This window comes from Paenibacillus sp. FSL R7-0302, from assembly GCF_038006885.1.
Lineage (GTDB): Bacteria > Bacillota > Bacilli > Paenibacillales > Paenibacillaceae > Paenibacillus_AQ.
The window spans coordinates 126608-146831 of record NZ_JBBOWB010000002.1; the positions used below are offsets into that span (position 1 = coordinate 126608).

Consider the following 20224-nt stretch of genomic DNA (forward strand, 5'->3'; position numbering starts at 1 on the left):
TGTTTGTGATCCTGACATTAGTATGCCCCTTATCCGCAGAAATTATTGGACAGCATCTCCGCACGGCTCATACTTTGCCTGTACACCTCATAGGCTTGTAGGGAAGAAGCACGAATGTAATTTGCCTTTTCCTCTACATTCCAAGGAGAGTGAGCCCTTTGACGCCTTTCAGATCATCCACCGGACTGCCCGATAACATTGCCGCTGCCTTGTGTTATTTCTTCCCGTTTATCGGGGCAATTATTTTCCTTGCTCTGGAGAAGCGCAGCCGCTTCGTCCTGTTCCACTCGCTTCAATCCCTGATTGCCTTCGGAGCGCTTATGATCGCCCATGTGCTCAGCGGTTTCATTCCGCTTCTCGGTGATGTGGCGGGCGCCCTGATCTCCCTATGCAGCTTCGCAGTCTGGCTGCTGATGATTTACCATGCCCTCGGCAGCAGATGGTTCAAGCTTCCCTGGGTGGGGGAGATCGCCGAAAGCCAGCTGCGGCAGCTGTAGCTGTGTGCAGCAGAAAATAGTTTCCCTTTTGCCTGCCCGCTCCTTACAATGGGATAAGACATGCAGGAATCTACAGGCTGGGGGAAGCATCCATGTATTTGTTCATCATAAATTCCCGCTCCGGCGGCGGGGCGGGGCGGCGGACCTGGCACACCGTACAGGCCTTGCTTGCGGCGCGGGCTGTTCCGTATGAAGCGCTGTTCACCCAGAGCGCTGACAGCGCAGAGGATCAGGTGCTGCAGACGCTTGCCCGCCGCGAGGACTGGCGCGCCGCCATCATTGTCGGCGGCGACGGCACGATCCACAGTGTGCTGGGCGCACTGCGGCGCAGGGGGGTCCCGCTGGGAGTCATCCCGGCGGGTTCGGGCAATGACACTGCGCGCGGGTTCAGCATCCCGCTCGCGCCCGAGGCAGCGCTGGACACCGCGCTGCAGGAACACTGCATCGAAGCCGATCTGCTCAGCGCGGCAGGCCGGCTCACCCTGACGGCGGTGGCCAGCGGCTTCGACGCGCAGGTGGCCGTCAATGTGAACGGCAGCCGCTACAAGCGGCTGTGCAACGCCATTGGCGCCGGGCGCCTAGCCTATATCATCGGCGTGCTGCATACGCTGATGACCTTCAAGCCCTGCCGCGTCAGCGTGACCTGCGACGGGAAGGAGCAAGCCTATGACCAGGCGTGGCTGGTCTCGGTCTGCAACCTGCCCAGCTACGGCGGCGGGCTGCTGATCTGCCCGCAGGCGGAATCAGGCGACGGCCTGCTTGACGTCTGCGTTGTACACGGGGTCAGCCGCGGGCAATTGCTGCGGCTGTTCCCGACGGTGGTGAAGGGCAGGCACACGAAGCTGCCCTATGTCACGATGCTGCGCGGACGCAGCGTAGCCGTGAGCTTCGCGCAGCCGCGCCACGCCATCGGCGACGGCGAAGCGCTCGGCACGGCGCCGCTGGCCGTGGCTTGCGAGCCGGGCGCGCTGCGCGTGCTCTCGCCGCTCGCGGCAGCCGGGGCACCGGGCGAAGCCGGGCCCGGTTCCTGTCACGCCAGCGTCTAGGACAGGCGCGGTGGGGCTGGGCACATATGTGGCTCCGCGTAACGGACTGAGGCGCTCTTATTCTGGATGAAAGTCATAAATCAGGCAAGGAACGGACCACACGGACCTTATTCTCTGAAATACCGCTCTTAAGTATCGTTTTGAGCTACCTTAGAGTCTCCTCGGTCCGTTAAGACACCAAAAGTGGTGTTTTCCAGGGGATAAGGTCTCTCAGGTCCGTTAGGAGCAGATTGGTCTGGCTAATGAAGAAGTTGGAATGATATTTCTCCTAACACAAAGAGCAGGCCCCGGGTATTCCCCTGAGCCTGCTCTTTGTTACGTACTTCACGTTTCCGCCGGGTCCGTTTCCTGCTTGGTGCAGGAAACGACCTTCTTCACAAAGATATCCTCCGCTGGCAGCAATAATTCTGTTGGCGGACAAAAACCGCTGGAACCCCGCTGCCCCGGTTATATCCCGGTTGGCTTCTGGGGCAGCAGGTTGCCGACAATCGACTTCAGCTCGCCCTCCGGCTTGCTGCTCTTCTTGCCGTTGTCAAAGCTGGTAATGCGGATCTCGGAATAACTTTCTCCCGGAGCCACGGGCTTGAAGATCCATTTCTCCCGGTCATCCAGCCGGACGTTGAACTTCATGTCCTTGAACATCTCCACCAGCTCCCGTTCTTCCGGGGTCTTGCCCTCTTCCAGGAACAGCAGTCCGCGCAGCGGCTTGACGCCCTCTGTATGCTGCACCTCAAAATGAACGATACACTCCATGCTTGTCACCTCCCTCGCTTAGTGAACTTGGGCACTTACTATTGCAGCCCTATTCCTCCGGCTCTTCACCCGATTTCTCCTGATCATGCAGCACATATTTGCTGTAGATCCGGCTATAGCGCTCCCCGTAGCGTCGCTGCAGTTCGGGGCCCATATCTTCCTCCAGCTCGAACAATACCAATTCCTGTGTAAAAGATTTGAGCAGCAGCTCCACCAGCACCGGATGCTCGGTAATCACGGCTTGGGCGCTCCCGTCCTCATAACGCATGCCGAGCATGCACCAGCTCCGGTCCACGACGAAGGAGAACTTCCGGCCTCCGCTGCGTTCCGGCTTCCCCGGCAGGGGCGGCCATACCGGATAAGGTGCCGGCACAGCATCACCGCCGTCAAAGGCCCAGAGCAGCTTCACTCCGCGCTTCTCCGCCTGCTCAAGCTCACTGCGCAGCAGCGAGGCTTCCTCCCGCCACACATCCACTACAATCTCCTGAGCGGCAAGATTCAGCTGGCGGACCAGCTCTCCAATGACATTCCGGTCACCCTCCACGTTGTAGAAGGAGGGGCTGACCGGACCTCCGCGCGGCATTTCACTCTCCATATAGGCAAGCGAGGCCTGCACCCGGCCGGATATCATCGTGGCCAGCTCTTCCGGGTCCAGCACACTGTAGCGTGCCGGCTCCCCTTCTCCGCAGCGCACGTAGCCTTGCTGAGTCAGGCGCTGAAGCGCCGCGTATACGTTCGATCTTGATACTCCTAGCTGCTTTGCCACTTCGTAGCCCGAAGCCTGGCCCTTGGTGGCCAGCTCAACCATAATTTTGGATTCCATCTCTGTGAAACCCAAATTGCGCAGATGCAGCAGCAACTGTTCCATCTATGTTGTCCCCCTAAGCTGTCAGTACTACCCTGTCTATATTTGCTCCGAGCCGCAGCGCGGGCACCACATGGAGCCCTTCGGCAGATCGGCGCGGCAGATCTGGCAATTCACGATCTCCCGTGTATCCGCGTCTCCGGCTACCCGCTCTTCGGCTGGCTCACTTGCCTTCCAGTCCCTGATCCGGCGGTCCAGCTCGAGTTGCCGCTCCCGTTCCCGTTCCAGTTCATCTGCCTCCCGGCGGCTCCGGTCAGAACCTGAAGCCATCCGGTCCGCTTCCTCCAGCTCTGCGTCTTCCTCCAGTTCAGGCAGCACCTCCGCATACTGCACACGTGCTTCGGGTCTTCTGGCCAGCTCCCGTTCCGCTTCGGTCAGCTCTTCCTCACCGTAGTACTGGTCTTCTTCATCTTCATGCTCCAGCACCGTATGTACGGTAACCACGGGCGGTGCTGCAGTAGCGGCGGCCGCCGATGACGGCTCTTTACGCAGTGAAATCTCCTTATCTTCCGGCTTGCGTGCTTCCAGCTTACGTCCGCAATGCGGACAGAAATTGGCATCCAGCCCTACGATCTGACCGCAGGCGCACAAGCGTTCATTTCTCAATTCGGCAATTCTTGAGCGTACGTCCTCGATCTGCTCCTGCAGCTTGTTACAGCCCCGCGCAAGCTCGATCATCTGGCCTTCAGCCACCGACATATCCCTTGAACGATATCCCTCGTAGAAGAGCTTCCCCATTTTCAGAAATTCAACCTGCATCTCATGCTCAATATCCGAAATCTGCCCATTCAGCTTGCTCACTTCCACCGAGCTTTGCGCTTTTTCACTCACCCGGCTGGCACCGTCTTTAATGCGTTGCAGTAAATTCATTGTAGTTCCTCCTTCTCCAGAGTGAGAATAGGCTGATTCGCAGCCGCGTATATCCTTACATTCCGATTGCCGCTCCACGCAGCAGCGGAAACGTGATTCTATCATACCAAAAGTCCACGGCAGATTCATTATTTGTCGTCATGTGGTAAATACCAAGTAGAGGCGGCTAGCGTTCTTATTGGAATGAGTATGCTGCGGAAGAAGCAATCATACATATTGCCTTCTGCTGGATCCGTTCCTGCGTACCCGTACATTATCGAATGATGGAGGGATGAATTGTGCCTGACGATAACCTTAACCGATATTTCGTCTCTGTGAATCACGGTCTGATTCAGGAAGAGAGAGGCGACTCCAGTGAGTACGAGGTTCTGCTGTCCAGTGACGGCCTGACTGTGCTTCAGGATCTTCTGGCCGATCTGGCCAGCGGGGATGACTACGCCTTCCGGCGTGCTCTGGTTCCCTACAAGTCAGCCGATCATGATGATGCCGCAGAGCAGTTCGATGAAGCCACCATCCGCCTGTTCCAGTATCTGCACGACCATGGCACTGACGAGACCCGCCTTCAGATCGAAGGCTTGAACGTCCTGCAGAAGCTGGACAACACAGGCTATCAGGATGAAGGCTACGGCACAGGCTCTCCCACCAACAAATAAGGATGAACGGAGCTGCGCCATAAGGACGGCTTAATGCCTATACTGTGCTAATACGCGCCGGAGGGAAGAATGTTTCTCTTCGGTCAGGGTTACGGTTTTATTTTGCTTCCGGGGCTGTACATCGGTTAAAATAGAATCAGAACCGCAGCTAGCGCTGTATAAGATTGCCGTAGTCATCCATTCATGGTCTACAGTCACAAATAACGAAAACCGGGAGAGTTTCAGTGGAAGAATATGATAGTACACAAGTAACATTGAACAAGTTGCAGGTCCATGTGAAGGATATGCAGAAGTGGCAGATTAACGAGGATTTCGCCAAGCAGGTTGAGAATTTCAAGGCTTTGCCGGCGCTGTACCGTCATGCTCTGAATGAGCTTGAGAATAAAATCGATATCATCCGGACCGAGTGGCAGGTGCGTGACGGCTTTAGCCCGATTGAGCATGTGAAATGCCGGATCAAAGAACCGAAGAGCATTGTGCAAAAAATGCAGCGCAAGGGCTATGAGCTTAACCTGGATAATATGGAGCAGCACATCCATGATATTGCGGGGATGCGGATTGTCTGCGCCTTCGTGAAGGATATCTACCGGCTGGTGGACCACCTGTGCGCCCGCGAGGATATCCGTGTGCTTGAGATTAAGGATTATATTGCCCACCCGAAGCCAAACGGCTACCAGAGCCTGCACCTTATCGTGGCTATACCGCTGGTACTGCTTGATGGCACCCGCTGGGTGAAGGCAGAAATGCAGCTGCGTACGTTAGCCATGGATTTCTGGGCCAGCATGGAGCATATTCTCTACTATAAATTCGACAAACAGCTGCCCTCCCATGTGGCCGAGGAGCTGAAGGAAGCCGCCCGTGCTGCCGATGAACTGGACCAGAAGATGCTCCGCCTGCGCCGGGAGATTCTGGAGCTGTCAGAAGGCAAAGGCGGCAACGAACAGACATAATCCTAGGATAAAATGGCCGCAGCCAGGCCGTTATCCGGCTGCAAGAGGGGCACCTTTGTGCTCCTCTTTTGTTTGGCTGGCTTGATGTGGGAGGGCCGCCCTACCATCCAGTTTGGCTAAATCAGGGGCACTTCTGCCCCTCATTCCCGCCTGCTGCCCACTTTCGGCTAATTCAGGTGCACTTCTGCTCCTCATTCCCGCCTGCTGCCCACTTTCGGCTAATTCAGGTGCACTTCTGCTCCTCATTTCCGCCTACAGCCCACTTTCGGCTAATTCAGGTGCACTTCTGCTCCTCATTCCCGCCTGCTGCCCACTTTCAGCTAATTCAGGTGCACTTCTGCTCCTCATTCCCGCCTGCTGCCCACTTTCCGCTAATTCAGGTGCACTTCTGCTCCTCATTCCCGCCTGCTGAATATTAGCTAAATGTCCACACGCCGACTTCTGGCTGATTCAGAGGGATTTATCCCTTTCATTCTCGTGCAGCCAACTAACTCCCGGTGCGCTACTCTCATAACTAATGTTACTTGAAACACTATCTCTTACGTTCGTATCCCGGCCTCCGAATCCAACTCACTCCAGCCGGCCTAGTCTACACTCTACATTACTTAAGAGCAGTTTCAGTCGCCGCAGATAAACAATTCAGACTATAGCTCATTCAATCCTACCCACCTATTGGTGCAATCTACAGACGAACCCATGCACCTACAGCATACTTAGGTCCACCTCACAAAGCCGTGCCGCTACAGCTTATTCAAGCCCGCCGCACGCTTCGCGGCGGCTTCCGAGACCCGGCGCATCAGCAGCGCAAGCCCTTCAAGCGCCTTGGGTGTCTGTGGCAGGAGCACGCTCCAATCCTCCTCCGGCTCCATTACCTCAGGCATAGCCGGAAACGGACGGGAGGAGATCTCGTGAAACAGCGGCCCCGGCTGGTGCAGAGAGCCCTCAGCCGCTGCCTCGGCCAGCCACTCTCCAGAGGATACGGCCGGGCCCTTGCGCTCCAACCGGGCCAGCTCGGACGCGAGAGACACAGACGCAGGCGCGTCGTCTTCAGCGCTCCGCTCGTTCTCCCGCTCCGCCCACAGGGCGAATACGCCGGAGAGCAGCTCTTCCTTGGACAGTCCGCGCAGGGCGAACGCAAGCAGCGGCTCCTGGGTCAGCTGCTGCCGGACCCGCTGCACCAGTTCCTCAGCAGGCAGCAGACCCGTGCCCTGTTCCTCTGCAGCCAGCCTCAGCTCGTCATCTACAGGCAGCAGCTCCAGCGCAGCAAGCCCGCCATTCAGGCTGCCCTGCAGCAGATCATACAATTCGCCCGGATGCGCAGCGAGCTGATGCAGCACTTCATTCTTCCGGGCGGGTGTCCACTGCGGAATACGCAGAGTAACAACCTCCCGCTGGCCCTGTTCCCCTTGCTTCTCTATCTCTGCTCCGGCTTTGCTGCTGCGTCTGTCTGCCCCTTCAGCAGCAGGCCCCACACTCCCGGTGGCCTTAATGACCCCGGGCAGCACCTCCAGCCGCAGCTCCAGCAGCTCATTCATAGATGTTGCCTCCTTCTGCCTTACAATCTATTGCCCTGTTTACATCCAGTCCTGTCCCTGGAGTTCAATCAGCTCTTTGAGCTCATGGTTAGACATCTCGGTTAACCAGTTCTCACCGGAGCCAACGACCTGCTCGGACAGGCTCTTTTTGCGTTCAATCAGCTCGTCGATCCGCTCCTCCAGCGTCCCCTGGCAGATCAGCTTATGCACCTGCACATTCTTGTGCTGTCCAATCCGGAAGGCGCGGTCCGTCGCCTGATTCTCTACAGCCGGGTTCCACCAGCGGTCATAATGCAGCACATGATTCGCCCGTGTCAGATTGAGGCCTACGCCTCCCGCCTTAAGCGACAGAACGAAGAAAGCCGGACCGTCCCCCTCTTGAAAAGCATGCACCATCTCGTCGCGCTCGCGCTTCGAGATGCCGCCATGCAGGAACAGCGGCGTCTGCCCGTATCGTCTGGCCAGCCGGCTGACCAGCAGCTCGCCCATCGCCACATACTGGGTGAAGATCAGCGCCGATTCACCAAGCTCAGAGATGCTGTCGAGCACCTCGAACATGACGTCCATTTTGCCCGAAGGCTCACTGCGCAGGCTCCGCCCCTCGTCCTTGCGGAACAGCTGGGGATGATCGCAGATCTGCTTCAGCTTGGTGAGGGAAGACAGCACCAGCCCCCGCCGGGCCATGCCCGAACGCTCGCCGATGACGCCTAGCATCTCATCCACTACCCCCTGATAGAGCGCGGCCTGTGTCTCCGTAAGCGGACAATAAGACTTCAGCTCAAGCTTCTCCGGCAGATCCTTCGAGATATCCGGGTCGCTCTTCAGACGCCGCAGCAGGAAGGGCGAGACCAGCCGGTGCAGCTCACGCAGCCGTTCGCCGCCCTCTCCCGACACATAACGCTGGCGGAAGGAATGATACGTCCCCAGATAACCGGGGTTGAGAAAATGGAAAATCGACCACAGCTCGCCCAGCCGGTTCTCCACCGGAGTCCCGGTCATTGCGATCCGGTGCGGCGCGCTCAGCTTCATGACGCTCTGCGCCTGCTTGGTGCGGTGATTCTTGATGTACTGCGCTTCATCCAGCACAACGGTAGACCAGCGTACCCCGGCCAGATCCTCGCTGTCCCGGCCCGCCAAATGGTAGGTGGTCAGCACAATCTTATGGCTGGCTGCCAGCTCTCTGAAACCTTCACCGCGCACCCGCCGCCCTCCATGGTGAATATGCAAGCTAAGCGAAGGCGCGAAGCGCTGCAATTCCCGCTGCCAGTTGCCCAGCAGCGAGGTCGGGCAGAGGATCAGCACAGGCTCCTGCTTCTCGCCCGGCGGGGCATTCAGCGCCTGGTCGAGCAGGCAGGTGATGACCTGCACGGTTTTGCCGAGACCCATGTCATCAGCCAGGCAGACGCCGAAGCCGAGATTGCTGAGTGCCGTAAGCCACTGATAACCTCGCTCCTGATAGGGCCGCAACGTTCCGTTCAGATCCTCCGGCACCGGACGCAGCGGCATCCCGCGCAGCACATCGCCGTGCATGAGGGAGGCCAGCAGGCCAGAGGTCTCCATGCCGGTAACCGACATGCCCTTCCACAGCCGCTCTTCACCATCTTCAGCCTCCAGGCGCATCCAGTCGGCTGCGGTCATCTCTCCGCTCTCACCACGCTTAATATATCTCAGGACCTGACGAACTTCCTTCGGGTCCACCTCAATCCATTCTCCCCGGAAGCGCACAAAGGGCACGCCGGCTTCCACCAGGGCATTCAGTTCCTCCTCTGTGATGTCTGAATCTCCCAGAGAGGCTTCAATACGGAAAGAGATCAGCTCTTCCATACCCAGCGCAGACTGCACCAGGCCATCCGCTGCACCCGCCGGGGGCTGCTGCATCTTCATTCTCATGCCGATCCGCCGCCGTCCCTCCTTGCTCCAGCGCGAAGGCATCTGCACGGTAATTCCCCGTTCCCGCAGCTGCTGCACGCTCTCCTTCAGGAAGAAATACAGCCGCTCCGGCGGCAGCTCAATCCCGCGCGGGGCCGGTTCAGCCAGCGAGCGCCGGATGTCCGGCGAAGTCTTCGCCGCCCGTCCCAGCGCAGCCAGCAGCTGCTGTTGAATATTGCGGTAACGCTTGCCCCATAGGGTGAATTCCCGCTCCCGGCTGCTCCACACCGCTTCCGCCGGAATCCAGAATTCCCCCTCCTCCCGGCTCTCCGCCCAGAAGGTCAGCTGCCACAGCTCGCTCTCCTCCGCCGGAGGCTCCAGCCGCAGGCCCAGGCTTAGCTGTCCGCTGCGGGCCTCCTCAGTCTCGAAATGCGGCACCTCATGGCCCGCCGTCTCGTTCACCACGGCCAGCAGCTCCGTCACCTCAGCCGGGGTCCCCTGCACAGGGATATCCCGGCTGCCCGTGAGCAGACTGTTCCACCACAGCTCCGTCAGCGGAGAATAGCCGCGGCGGTAATTGGCCTTATACGGCGACAGCGCGCTCTCATGAGCGGCAACCACATTCTTGATCTCGGCGGTCATGACCGCCTGCAGGAAGGAATACAGCACATACCCGCCCGCTTCCTCCCGCGAGGACAGGTCGCCTTCCTCAGCTACGTGTGTGCCAAGTGCAAGCACCGGCATAGAGGCCGCCATCTGCAGGAAGAACTCCTTATCCGCCTCTTCCCGGAACGCCGGTGACCAGCACACGGCAGCAGCCTGTTCGCCGCCGCGCCGCCGCGAGCCGACCTTGCGCGGCGGCTGGGCGCCGGGCACAATCCCGCCCTTGCCCATCAGCTCCAGCGCGAAGCGGGCGGCTGCCGACCAGTAGCGCAGCTCTCCCCCGGGTTCAATGCCCTGGGCACGGCTGGCCTGCTCATCCCAGGCCAGCAGCAGCTCGAAGGCATCCTTCGGCGACAGCGCCAGCCCTTCCAGCGTGCGTCCGGGCAGTCCGCGCCGCGCCGGTTTGCCTTCCACGGCGGCGGCCGCAGGATACTTCACTTCCGCCAGCCGCAGTGCAGCACCCGCAAAAGGACGCCAGCCACTGCGGAGCTCCAGCCGTTTGATCACGCGTGTCCATGCGTCCACCTTCGGCTCGGAGGTTTCGCCCGAGAAGCAGAATAATACGTCCCCTAACCATATTGCATACAGATGCTTAATCATTGTTGGTTAATCTCCATTCTTGTGAGCAGACAGCAAGAGCCAGCCCTTCCAGACCGAAAGACTGTCCCCTTCTGCGCGAAAAGTATATTATGAGGCTGCACCGGCAGCATGAACTGTACAACCATTCCATGAACGCTCAGGTTATTGCTGCAACTTTTTCTTCATCCCTTCATCTTATACGAAAAACCATATATTTAAAAACCTTTCTATGCTTTTTCTGCGATTTACAGCAGATTTTTGTTCCGAGCGGCCCTTACAGTTCAGTTAGCGTTACTTCCTCAGCAGCAGACGGGCCACAAAAATGATGCAAAGAGCCAAATTGTTGCACAAATATCAACTCCGGCTTATGAATAGTTGGCTTTCAGGGGAAATGTTGCAGGAATGTCAGCAATTCTCTCCCATAGCCGCTTTGGGGAGCAGGATTAATGCATTTCTAGCAACATTTCGGAGTTATGCTCGCAATACTGTAGGGATTGTTGCAATTCGGGCAGGATTATACCTCATTCCTTCCTTGCCGGGCAGCCTTCTCCCCCCAACCACCACAAAGAACCGGCCCGCCCTCTTTCCAGGCGAAGCCGGTCCTAAACTCCCGCCAATCCGTGCTATGCTACACAGCTCTTATGGATTACCTTTACCGCACACTAATCCGTACCTGCCAGAATCCGCAGCTCCCCGCCCACGGCAGCATCTGCTACCTGAACGATGATCGCGCCGTTCTTGCCGTTCCGGGCCCAGCCTAGCGCCCCCTCATTCAGCTGCTCCAGGCTGATCTCCGATAGTCCGTCCACCGCAGCTGCGGTGAAGAACGGATAGCAGAGCGCGAACCGCAGCGTCTCACGGCGCGGCTTATAGTCATGCACCGCATATGCCCACTTCAGCACCAGTGCGCCTTCCTCGCCTTCAGCCTGTACGGTAAGCTCCGTATACTGCCCCTTGCGGTAGCTGAAGCTGTGGCCATCATCCTCATACAGCTTGAAGGACGAAGAGAAGCCCGCAGCCGCTTCCGCCCCGTAGAGGTGGAAGATGATCGTCTCCTCCGTGTCCTCCAGCGCATACTGTCTCAGCGGGCCTTCGGCCACGAAGCTGCCGGCCTTCACATACATCGGCATGATGTGCAGCGGTGCAGCCGCAAGAATGTGACGCCCGCCCTCATGGACCTCCCCGTCCCAATAATCCAGCCAGCAGCCTTCGGGCAGATAGACGGAGCGGTGATCCGTATCCGGGCGGTAGACCGGGGCAATCAGCACATTTTCACCCAGCAGGAACTGGTCGCACAGGTTAGAGACATGCGGATCACGCGGATATTCGAGCACCAGCGGACGGATGACAGGCAGACCGCTCATTTCCGCTTCATGAAAAAGATTATACAAATGCGGCATCCAGCGGTACCTCAGCCCGATGAATTCACGCAGAATCCCTTCCACCTCTTCCCCGAAGGACCACGGCTCCTGGCGCAGCGTCCCGATGGAGGAGTGATTCCGACAGTAGGGGAAAAACACGCCCATCTGCGTCCACCGCACCAGCAGCTGCGCCGACGTATGATGAGCGAACCCGCCGATATCCGGCCCCGAGAAGGCCAGCCCTGACAGCCCCATGTTCAGCACCATCGGCATCGCCATCGCCATATGCTCCCAGAAGCTGCGGTTATCACCTGTCCATACGGCCGCATAGCGCTGGATGCCCGCATACCCGGCACGGGTCAGCACAAAGGGACGCTCGCCCCCCATATGCTCGGCCAGTCCCTCATAGGTCGCTTTGGACATCATCATCCCGTACAGGTTATGGTATTCCTCATGCGTCACCGGCCGCCCGTTGTTGAAATGCATCACATCAAGATCCATTGTCTTGGTCTCATTGAAGACCGCAGGCTCGTTCATATCGTTCCAGATGCCCTGAATGCCAAGCTCTGTGTAGTATTTGTGCAGATCTCCCCACCACTCGGCGGTCCGGCTGTCGCTGAAATCAGGAAAGGCACTGATCCCCGGCCACACCTCACCGAAGAAAATATCGCCCTCCAGGCGGCGGCAGAAATGCTTCTCCAGCACCCCTTGCTTATACACCTCGTATTTGGGGTCTTTTTTGACTCCGGGATCGACAATCGGGACAATGCGCACACCCAGCTCCGCAAGCTCCGAGATCATTGTCTGCGGATCAGGGAAGTTGACAGGGTCGAAGGTGAATACGCGGTACTCGTCCATATAGTGGATATCCAGATAGATCACATCGCATGGGATGTTCTTCTCACGGAAGGTCTTGGCCAGCTGCAGCACCTCCTGCTGATTCATGTAACTGTAGCGGGACTGGTGATAACCGAGCGCCCACTTGGGCGGAAGTGCGATCCGGCCGGTGAGCGTGGTGTATCTTCGGACGACATCCTTCATTTCGGGCCCATTAATGAAATAGATATCGTACGCTCCCGTAGAGCAGCCAATGGTAAAAGCAATGCCGTGCGAGCGCATGTCGAAATCACTCCGGCCCGTATTATCCAGAAACAGCCCGTAGGAGAGGTCACCGTGCATGTGGATAATGAGCGGGATCGACTCATAGAGCGCTTCAATCTCCGGCAGATGCGGGGCGAACACATCGGTGTTCCAGTTCGTATAACGCTCCCCGCGTTTGTCCAGGAAGCTCGATTTCTCACCCAGTCCGTAGAAATGTGAGTCCGGCTGCATGTCATATTCCGCATGGCTTGCGCCGCGCGGGTTCCAGCTCGCCAGATTCTGCTGCATGATCACCTTCCCGGATGTATTCTCCACACGGAGCAGAAACGAGGCCTTCTCAATAATCAGCCGGATAGCGCCTGTAGAGAAAATGAGCTGCTCCTCCGTCTCCTCTACCGGAAACAGATGCGGAATACAGCACTCCTTCAGCACAGCCTCCGAGGTGGTCAGGTCCGGTACCTTGCTATGGAAGACCTTCATCCGGAACATATCATCGCTCAGGAAGATAAAAGCCATCCCGGCGCATTCCCCCCGGACGATGTAGATATTCTCGGAGCGTTCCCAGGACACCACGCTGCCCGGCGTGTTCCAGGTCTCCTTCATCACCATCGGCCCCATCTTCTCGGGGCGTATCGCCTCACTGCTCTCCATGAATCTTCTCTCCCTTCGCTGCTTGCTGATCTACTTCTTGACTACATATTACCCCGGGCCTAAGGAATACTATCCGCGATTCTTATGACCAATTGGTCATTTTTTTTGCCGGATTAGTCTTAATTACCGCCACAGCGGGTATATTCTATATAGGCCAAGGCCAAAACGTAGTTATCAAACAAGTTAGGGAGTGGTCATATGACTAGAACTAATCCTTATAAGTGGGGGAATCTGCTGCTCTTCCTCGGCGTCATTGCCGTCAATACCCTTTCAGTCGTCCTGCCGCTTGGCGGGAACAGCACCGCCGAAATCTCGGACAGGTATCATACGTACCTCACACCGGCCGGATATGCTTTTTCCATCTGGTCCCTGATCTATCTGCTGCTGGCCGGATTCATCATTTATCAGTTCCGCAGCGATACCGGGGGCAGAGATTCCGTCCAGCGGATCGGAATTTGGTTCATGCTCAGCTGTCTCTTCAATATGGGCTGGCTGCTCCTCTGGCATTACCTGTACATTGAGCTGTCGCTGGTGGCGATGGTGCTTCTGCTGCTCTCACTGATCGTCATTTACCGCAAAACCCGCTTCATCGCAGATCCCACGACAGGCGAGAAATGGCTCGTGAAGCTGCCGTTCAGCCTCTACCTCGGCTGGATCTCGGTAGCCACCATCGTCAATGTCAGCGTTGTGCTGGTGAAGAATGACTGGGGAGGCTTCGGACTCAGCGGCCCGTTCTGGGCCGTCATCATGCTCTGCGTCGGTGCTGTGCTCGCTGTGCTGGTAAGCTTCCCGTACCGGGACAGCATCTATCCGCTCGTCTTCGTCTGGGCCTATATCGCCATTGCTATCGAGCATAAGGACACGAATGAGGTGTATTTCACCGGCCTGATTGCAGCAGGACTTCTCTTGCTCTACAGTATTTGGCTGCTGCTGACTCCGCGCCGTTCCCGCAGCAGATACTAGATACGCCTATATATGCACACAAAAAATCCCCCGCACGCCTGCTTCACGTGCGGGGGATTTCCCTGTACCCAACCTCGACCGGATGTATCCGGCCTGGCTTATTTCTTGCGTGCTACCGCTTCGATCTCGACCAGCGCGTCCTTCGGCAGACGGGCTACCTCAACGGCACTGCGGGCCGGGTAAGGCTCGGTGAAGAAGGTGCTGTACACCTCGTTAACCGCCGCGAAATCATTCATATCCTTCAGATACACGGTTGTCTTCACCACCTGATCCATTGATGCTCCGGCCTCTTCCAGGATGGCCTTCACATTGTTAAGCGACTGGCGTGCCTGCTCCTGCACACTGCCCGGCAGTTCCGCTGTCTGCGGGTCCATTCCGAGCTGGCCTGAAGTGTAGACCCAGTTGCCGGCAACAATGGCCTGGCTGTAAGGGCCGATCGCTCCTGGAGCTTTCTTTGTAGCTACTTGTTTTTTGGTCATAGTGAACGCCTCCTGCATGCTGTACGCGGCCTGTAGACCGCTATGTACATTCTAATCGTATGCTCATTGTACGTCCTGGAGTCTGCGGTTGGCAAACCTTACTGCCCGTCTAATGCTTGCCGATCACATGAATAACCTCATTGGTGTAGATATGAACGCCGCCTGTATCGGCCAGGGCAATATTCATCATCGCCCGCGCTACCGTGGCGGCCGGTATGGCCCGGAACTTCGCGGCCTTAAAGGCCATGGCGAAATCCAGCGCCTTCATCAGCACAGCCGCAGCGCGTTCCCCCAGCCTGAATTCTGCCCGGTCACCGAGCAGCAGCGAAGGCCGGAACAGATGCAGGCCGTGGAATCCGGCAGCAATCAGCCCCTCCTCCGTCCGCCCCTTGGTCCGGCTATAGAAGGTGCGCGATTTGGCGCTGGCTCCCATAGAGGACACGGCCAGGAACTGCTTCACGTTATGCTCTTTGGCCAGGGCCGCAGCTGCAAGCGGATACTCCAGGTCCACCCGTTCGAACTGCTCCTGCGAGCCCGCCTGCTTAATCGTCGTTCCCAGGCAGCAGAATACTGCATATACACCGGCGAATTGCTCACTGTAGTGCTCAAGCCGGTCCCAATCCACTTGAATCTGTCTCAGCTTGGGATGCTCAAGCGCAAGCGGACGGCGGACCAGCACACGGACCTCGTCCCAATTCCCGCCCAGCAAGTCCCGGGTCAGCGCACTGCCGACCAGACCTGTAGCTCCCAGTACCAGTGCAATTCTTGTCACCGAAATAGCCTCCTTATATTCCTCCTTATTCATCCCTCAGAATACGGCGGCCCAGCAGCAGTGCCAGCAGAATCATCAGCACGCCTACCACTAACTGCATGCCGTAGATCTGCATCCACTGGGGCCATTCCTTAATCCATTCATAGATACGGCCGCCCAGCAGCGGGCCGAAGAAGGCCGCCAGACCGGTAAGCGCTGCATACATCGCCATATACATCGGCCGTTCCCGCTTCGGCGTATCACCAATAATGAAGTTGAAGGCAAGCTGGTTGAAGCCGCCCACACCCACGCCGAACACAATATGGGCCGCAAATAATACCGGAAGCATCGGCAGCACAGACAAGAGTCCCCAGATCAGGGAAGAGACCGCGATAATCGGCAGCGTCCAGAGCAGCAGCTTCTTGTTGCTGTGCCTGGCGTTCAGATTGCCCCATACATAGAAGCTGGCCATCATGAAGACCGTCTGCGCGACATTCAGCAGGGACAGCTTCTCATAATTGATATTCAGCAGCTGCAGCATGACATAGGAATACAGCGGCACGGTCAGGTTCTGCAGCAGCAGCCAAGCAGACAGGAACAGCGTGGATTTCATGAACAGCTTGTCCTGAAGCGGCTTCCTGAGCATTGGCAGGAAGGCCTTCTCTTCCGATTTCTCAAACGGCACATCCGGGTAGAAGAAGAACACCACAATATTCGAGATCGAGAAAATCCACACTACAATATACAGGATAAGGAATCCGTGTCCGCCCGGATAACGGTCAAGAATAATACCGCCTCCGTACATCACCAGGCTTCCCAGCGCATTAAGGAACGTATTGCGAATACCGAAGTACCGGCCACGGACCCTTGCAGGCACCAGGTCACTGATGACCGAATTCCAGAGCACACCGCCGGCAGTGTTGGCAATGAAGGCAATGGTATACAGTACGATGAAGGCAGTAACCCAGTGCTCTTGCGGAAAAATAAACGGAACCAGGCCCGTAGATCCCCACAACAGCCGGTGTAAGCCAATAAAAGTCACGAGCGCCCACTTGCGGCTCGGCAGCTTCTGAATCAGGAAAGCCACACCGATCTGTGCGACATTCACCAGCGTAGTAAGCGCGAGGACAAATCCGATCTGACTGGAGCTGGCACCCAGGTATAACAAAAATCCTGTAAGAAATTGGCCTTGCAGCAGCACCTGGAATATGGTGGATGGTATCCCCTCAAAGGTAGCGATCTGCAGATTCTTGCGGTGTACGGAGGCCTTGCGCAAATCCTTGGAACGGTTCCGCAGCGGCCGGCTTCTCATGATGTTCATGGGGTGTTGACTCTCCTTTGATGCGGCTTTTGCTTCATTCTACTCAGCACCAGATTCCTGTCAATACACCGAAATCACAAATAAAGTTGGAGCTGCGGGGATTATACGGACGCGCCTGAATGCAGTGGTAAATGTAAGGAGAATATACTGCCCTGGCCTTCGCGGCTATGCAGGGTAATGAAGCCGCCCAGGAGCCTGGCCAGATCATTGCTGATAGACAGGCCCAGCCCCGTACCGCCATACTTGCGGCTGACATTGATATCCGCCTGTTCAAAGGCCTCGAAGATCAGATCATGCTTCTCCGGGGGAATGCCGATTCCGGTATCCTGCACCTCAAAGGCAATCCACTTCTGTGCAGCAGCCCCCTCCTGACGTTCCACTACACGGATATTCATAGTGACCCCGCCAGTCATCGTGAATTTGAACGCATTCGAGAGCAGATTGCGCAGAATCTGCTGTACCCGCTGGGGGTCCGTGTAGATTACCGCAGGCACCCCTTCGTCCAGGGAGACACTGAAGGTGAGCTGCTTCTGTCTGGCTAAGACGCCGAACTGCTGGACGAGCAGATCAGGGACCTCGCTGGTATTTAAATCCTCTATAATAATATCCAGCTTCCCTGCCTCCACCTTGGACAGATCGAGAATATCATTGATGAGCGACAGGAGATCCTCCCCGGAGCGGTGAATGATCCCGCCATATTCAGCAAGCTCCTCCGCACTCAGGGACTCATCGCCTTCTTCAATCATCTGGGACAGATTGATAATGCTGTTCAGCGGGGTTCTTAGTTCATGGGACATGTTCGCCAGGAACTCCGATTTGAACTGTGAGGCGAGCATGAGCTGCTTGGCTCTTTCCTCGAGCACAATTTTATTCTTATGCAGCTCCTCCGTCTGCTCGGACAACAGCTTATTCGCTCTAATGATCTGTCCTGTACGCATCAGGTCCAGATGGAAATCGCGGATAATCAGCGCGAACAACGCACTGAGGACAAGGCCTGCGGGAAAGGTAACCGGCAGAATCTTCGTTATGTAATCATGTGTGGGAATAACCCCAAATACGGCAATGTTCAGCACATTCACTACATTGACTACCAGAATAGCAGCAATCCCCTTGAACATCATAGAGGTGGACGAACGCTTCATCCATACGCTTAGAGCGGCACAGACAAAGCCCAGGATAGTCAGATTCAGCACGCCTACCAGCGCTGCCTCGTTCACTCCAAAGGTCAGGCGCGTAAGCCCGGTTGCGATTCCGATGATAATCAGGACCAAGGGCTGGGGGTAAGCCAGTGTTGAGATGATCAGCGGTACATACCGCAGGTCAAAAATGACATGCTCATGCAGTCTGTAGCCGAAAAAGGTGCTGATCCACCCTGCGAAGACCGCGAGCAGCACCCAGCTTACTCTTTTTACAGGCTCGGATGCGTGGGTTACAGTGTACTTGTATATTAGATTCGCCAGATACGACAGAGTGATTAGTAAAGCTGTATTCACAAAAAAGATTTTGACATATTCCATGGCTTCACTCCTGCAGCGAAAATAAGTTCACAATAATATTTATAGTATCATACTGGAGGAATGAAAAACATGAAGCGTGAGGGCTATTGCATATGTATATGTATGAGAGGGATGGCTTCGGAATGTCCGGGGGACAGCAAAAAAGCGCAAATCAGATACGATTTGCGCTCTTCCCTTGCCCTGCTTATCGTAAACTGCTGATTAGCTGCGGTGGGAGGACTCCCATTTATGGTACTCCGCTTCGGCTTCATCCTTGGAATGGCCGTAACGCTCCTGCAGCTTGCCTACCAGCTTGTCTTTTTCACCATCGATGATATCCAGATCGTCATCTGTCAGCTTGCCCCATTGCTTCTTGGCTTCACCTTTAATCTGCAGCCATTTACCTTTGATCACATTGTTATCCACTACAAGCTCATCTCCTTAGTTGTCTATTTAATGTCTGGCGAAAGCTTATAATTGCTTGTGAACTATTACCCCCATGACTTTTGGCTGAATCTCCTGGCTGTACAGGGGCTGCACCTGCAATTGCATGAAACCATGCAGAATAACTCAACTTTTGTCACATAATAGTCTTTTTAAAAAGCTATTCAACTATCTTAAAATTTGATATACTTCAGAAGTAAATTTATTTATGATTTAAGTGATTATTTTCACATGTTAGTTCCATAGCTTGTGCTAAAATGCCATCGAACAAGAAACGATATGATTAAATTTTTTCTTATTACTTGCCGATATATGTCGTATGCCTGCTACAAAAAGGGACTTAAGACCGAGATGAAAGTGACATTTATCATTTATAAAGTGATTTTTATCACTTCCAGCGCTATTAAAATGTTTTACATTTTAATATATATATTTTAAACTATTTTCTTGGAGGTCATATCAAAATGAAAAAAGCTTCTGTAATCTTGTCGAGCGCTCTGGTATTGGGTACTTTACTCGCAGGTTGTGGCAACAGCAACAAAGCAGAGAACGCTGCTGCAACAACAGCACCTGTGGCAACTGCTACTGCTGCAACTGAAGCAACTACTGCACCTGCAGCCGAAACAGGCAAGTACCAGGACGGAACCTACTACGGTACAGTGGATGCCGATCCAGAGACTGGCTGGCAGACCTTTACACAACTGACTGTAGAAGGCGGCAAAATCACCAAAGCTGACTGGAATGCTTTCAATGTTAAAAAAGCGGGCGATCTGAAGAAAAAAGTATCTGAAGACGGCAACTACGGCCTGGTAAAAATCGGCGGAGCGAAGTCCGAATGGCATGAACAGGCTGCTCTTGCTGAAGCCTACCTGATTGAAAAACAAGATCCTGCTGCTCTCACTGTAAATGCTGAAGGCAAAACAGATGCAATCTCCGGTGTATCCGTACACGTTAGTGATTTCGTTGGCGCGGCTCAGGCTGCACTTGCTGCCGGCCCTGCACAAGCAGGCCCATACAAAGATGGCGGATATACTGCTGAAGGCGAAATGGATGCTAAATCCGGCTGGAAGTCCACAGTAGCTCTCTCTGTTGCTAACGGCAACGTTGTAGCTGTTAATTTCAGCGGCGTGAATGCTGCAGGCGACGATAAGAAACAATATTCTGTAGATGGCAAATACGGCATGAAAGCCGGCGGCGCTGCTGCTGAATGGCATGAAGAAATCGCCCTTGCCGAGAAATACTTCCTTGAGAACAAAGGCGTAGCTCCTACCCTGGATGCTGAAGGTAAAACAGATGCAATCTCCGGCGTATCCATCCACGTTGGTGAATATTTCACACTTGCACAAAAAGCACTGGAAGGCGCGAAATAATTATTCG

Annotated in this window: 17 protein-coding genes; 6 read left to right on the top strand and 11 right to left on the bottom strand. The window is 55.8% G+C overall.

Going from position 1 to position 20224, the window contains the following annotated elements; genetic code table 11:
• Positions 1 to 158 precede the first annotated feature (158 nt).
• Positions 159 to 497: a DUF4870 domain-containing protein gene (locus tag MKY96_RS26255; protein WP_340944984.1), complete on the top strand. Its 339-nt coding sequence runs from the start codon at positions 159 to 161 to the stop codon at positions 495 to 497.
• Between the two features lie 92 nt (positions 498 to 589).
• The gene (locus MKY96_RS26260; protein WP_340944986.1) at positions 590 to 1543 is read left to right on the top strand and encodes a diacylglycerol/lipid kinase family protein; all 954 of its coding nucleotides are present in this window, start codon (positions 590 to 592) and stop codon (positions 1541 to 1543) included.
• Between the two features lie 447 nt (positions 1544 to 1990).
• Here MKY96_RS26260 and MKY96_RS26265 read toward each other — a convergent pair whose 3' ends face one another.
• From MKY96_RS26265 to MKY96_RS26275, 3 genes are read right to left on the bottom strand one after another with little or no spacing between them, the layout of a single operon-like run.
• Positions 1991 to 2296, bottom strand: coding sequence for a hypothetical protein (locus MKY96_RS26265; protein WP_340944987.1), 306 nt, complete (start codon positions 2294 to 2296; stop codon positions 1991 to 1993).
• A 49-nt stretch (positions 2297 to 2345) separates the two neighbouring features.
• Positions 2346 to 3164, bottom strand: coding sequence for a TrmB family transcriptional regulator (locus MKY96_RS26270; protein WP_340944989.1), 819 nt, complete (start codon positions 3162 to 3164; stop codon positions 2346 to 2348).
• A gap of 36 nt (positions 3165 to 3200) precedes the next feature.
• Positions 3201 to 4031, bottom strand: coding sequence for a zinc ribbon domain-containing protein (locus MKY96_RS26275; protein ID WP_340944990.1), 831 nt, complete (start codon positions 4029 to 4031; stop codon positions 3201 to 3203).
• Positions 4032 to 4309: 278 nt separating this feature from the next.
• On the opposite strand from MKY96_RS26275, the gene MKY96_RS26280 reads away from it, so the two are divergent.
• A complete protein-coding gene (locus MKY96_RS26280) occupies positions 4310 to 4684 on the top strand; it encodes a hypothetical protein (RefSeq protein ID WP_340944992.1) in 375 nt (124 codons plus the stop codon).
• Positions 4685 to 4968: 284 nt separating this feature from the next.
• Positions 4969 to 5634 (top strand): GTP pyrophosphokinase, encoded by a 666-nt coding sequence (locus MKY96_RS26285; protein ID WP_340946764.1) that lies wholly within the window; start codon positions 4969 to 4971, stop codon positions 5632 to 5634.
• 740 nt (positions 5635 to 6374) lie between these two features.
• Here MKY96_RS26285 and MKY96_RS26290 read toward each other — a convergent pair.
• From MKY96_RS26290 to MKY96_RS26300, 3 genes are all read right to left on the bottom strand, one after another.
• On the bottom strand, positions 6375 to 7169 hold the full coding sequence (locus tag MKY96_RS26290; RefSeq protein WP_340944997.1) for a hypothetical protein: 795 nt from the start codon (positions 7167 to 7169) through the stop codon (positions 6375 to 6377).
• Between the two features lie 39 nt (positions 7170 to 7208).
• On the bottom strand, positions 7209 to 10301 hold the full coding sequence (locus MKY96_RS26295) for a DEAD/DEAH box helicase (RefSeq protein ID WP_340945000.1): 3093 nt from the start codon (positions 10299 to 10301) through the stop codon (positions 7209 to 7211).
• 641 nt (positions 10302 to 10942) lie between these two features.
• Positions 10943 to 13393, bottom strand: coding sequence for a glycoside hydrolase family 31 protein (locus tag MKY96_RS26300; RefSeq protein ID WP_340945002.1), 2451 nt, complete (start codon positions 13391 to 13393; stop codon positions 10943 to 10945).
• Between the two features lie 198 nt (positions 13394 to 13591).
• On the opposite strand from MKY96_RS26300, the gene MKY96_RS26305 reads away from it, so the two are divergent.
• A complete protein-coding gene (locus tag MKY96_RS26305; RefSeq protein WP_076085387.1) occupies positions 13592 to 14356 on the top strand; it encodes a tryptophan-rich sensory protein in 765 nt (254 codons plus the stop codon).
• A 98-nt stretch (positions 14357 to 14454) separates the two neighbouring features.
• Here the strand turns inward: MKY96_RS26305 and MKY96_RS26310 are convergent, their stop codons facing one another.
• The 5 genes from MKY96_RS26310 to MKY96_RS26330 all read right to left on the bottom strand — a co-directional run bounded on the left by MKY96_RS26310 (position 14455) and on the right by MKY96_RS26330 (position 18829).
• Positions 14455 to 14835, bottom strand: a complete 381-nt coding sequence (locus MKY96_RS26310; RefSeq protein WP_339221932.1) for a RidA family protein — start codon at positions 14833 to 14835, stop codon at positions 14455 to 14457.
• Between the two features lie 109 nt (positions 14836 to 14944).
• Positions 14945 to 15607: an oxidoreductase gene (locus MKY96_RS26315; protein WP_340945004.1), complete on the bottom strand. Its 663-nt coding sequence runs from the start codon at positions 15605 to 15607 to the stop codon at positions 14945 to 14947.
• Positions 15608 to 15632: 25 nt separating this feature from the next.
• A complete protein-coding gene (locus MKY96_RS26320; protein WP_340757401.1) occupies positions 15633 to 16907 on the bottom strand; it encodes an MFS transporter in 1275 nt (424 codons plus the stop codon).
• A 101-nt stretch (positions 16908 to 17008) separates the two neighbouring features.
• Positions 17009 to 18424 (bottom strand): ATP-binding protein, encoded by a 1416-nt coding sequence (locus tag MKY96_RS26325; protein WP_340945005.1) that lies wholly within the window; start codon positions 18422 to 18424, stop codon positions 17009 to 17011.
• 201 nt (positions 18425 to 18625) lie between these two features.
• Positions 18626 to 18829 (bottom strand): CsbD family protein, encoded by a 204-nt coding sequence (locus MKY96_RS26330; RefSeq protein ID WP_036695255.1) that lies wholly within the window; start codon positions 18827 to 18829, stop codon positions 18626 to 18628.
• A 482-nt stretch (positions 18830 to 19311) separates the two neighbouring features.
• On the opposite strand from MKY96_RS26330, the gene MKY96_RS26335 reads away from it, so the two are divergent.
• A complete protein-coding gene (locus MKY96_RS26335) occupies positions 19312 to 20217 on the top strand; it encodes a hypothetical protein (protein ID WP_036722123.1) in 906 nt (301 codons plus the stop codon).
• The last annotated feature ends 7 nt before the right edge of the window (positions 20218 to 20224 follow it).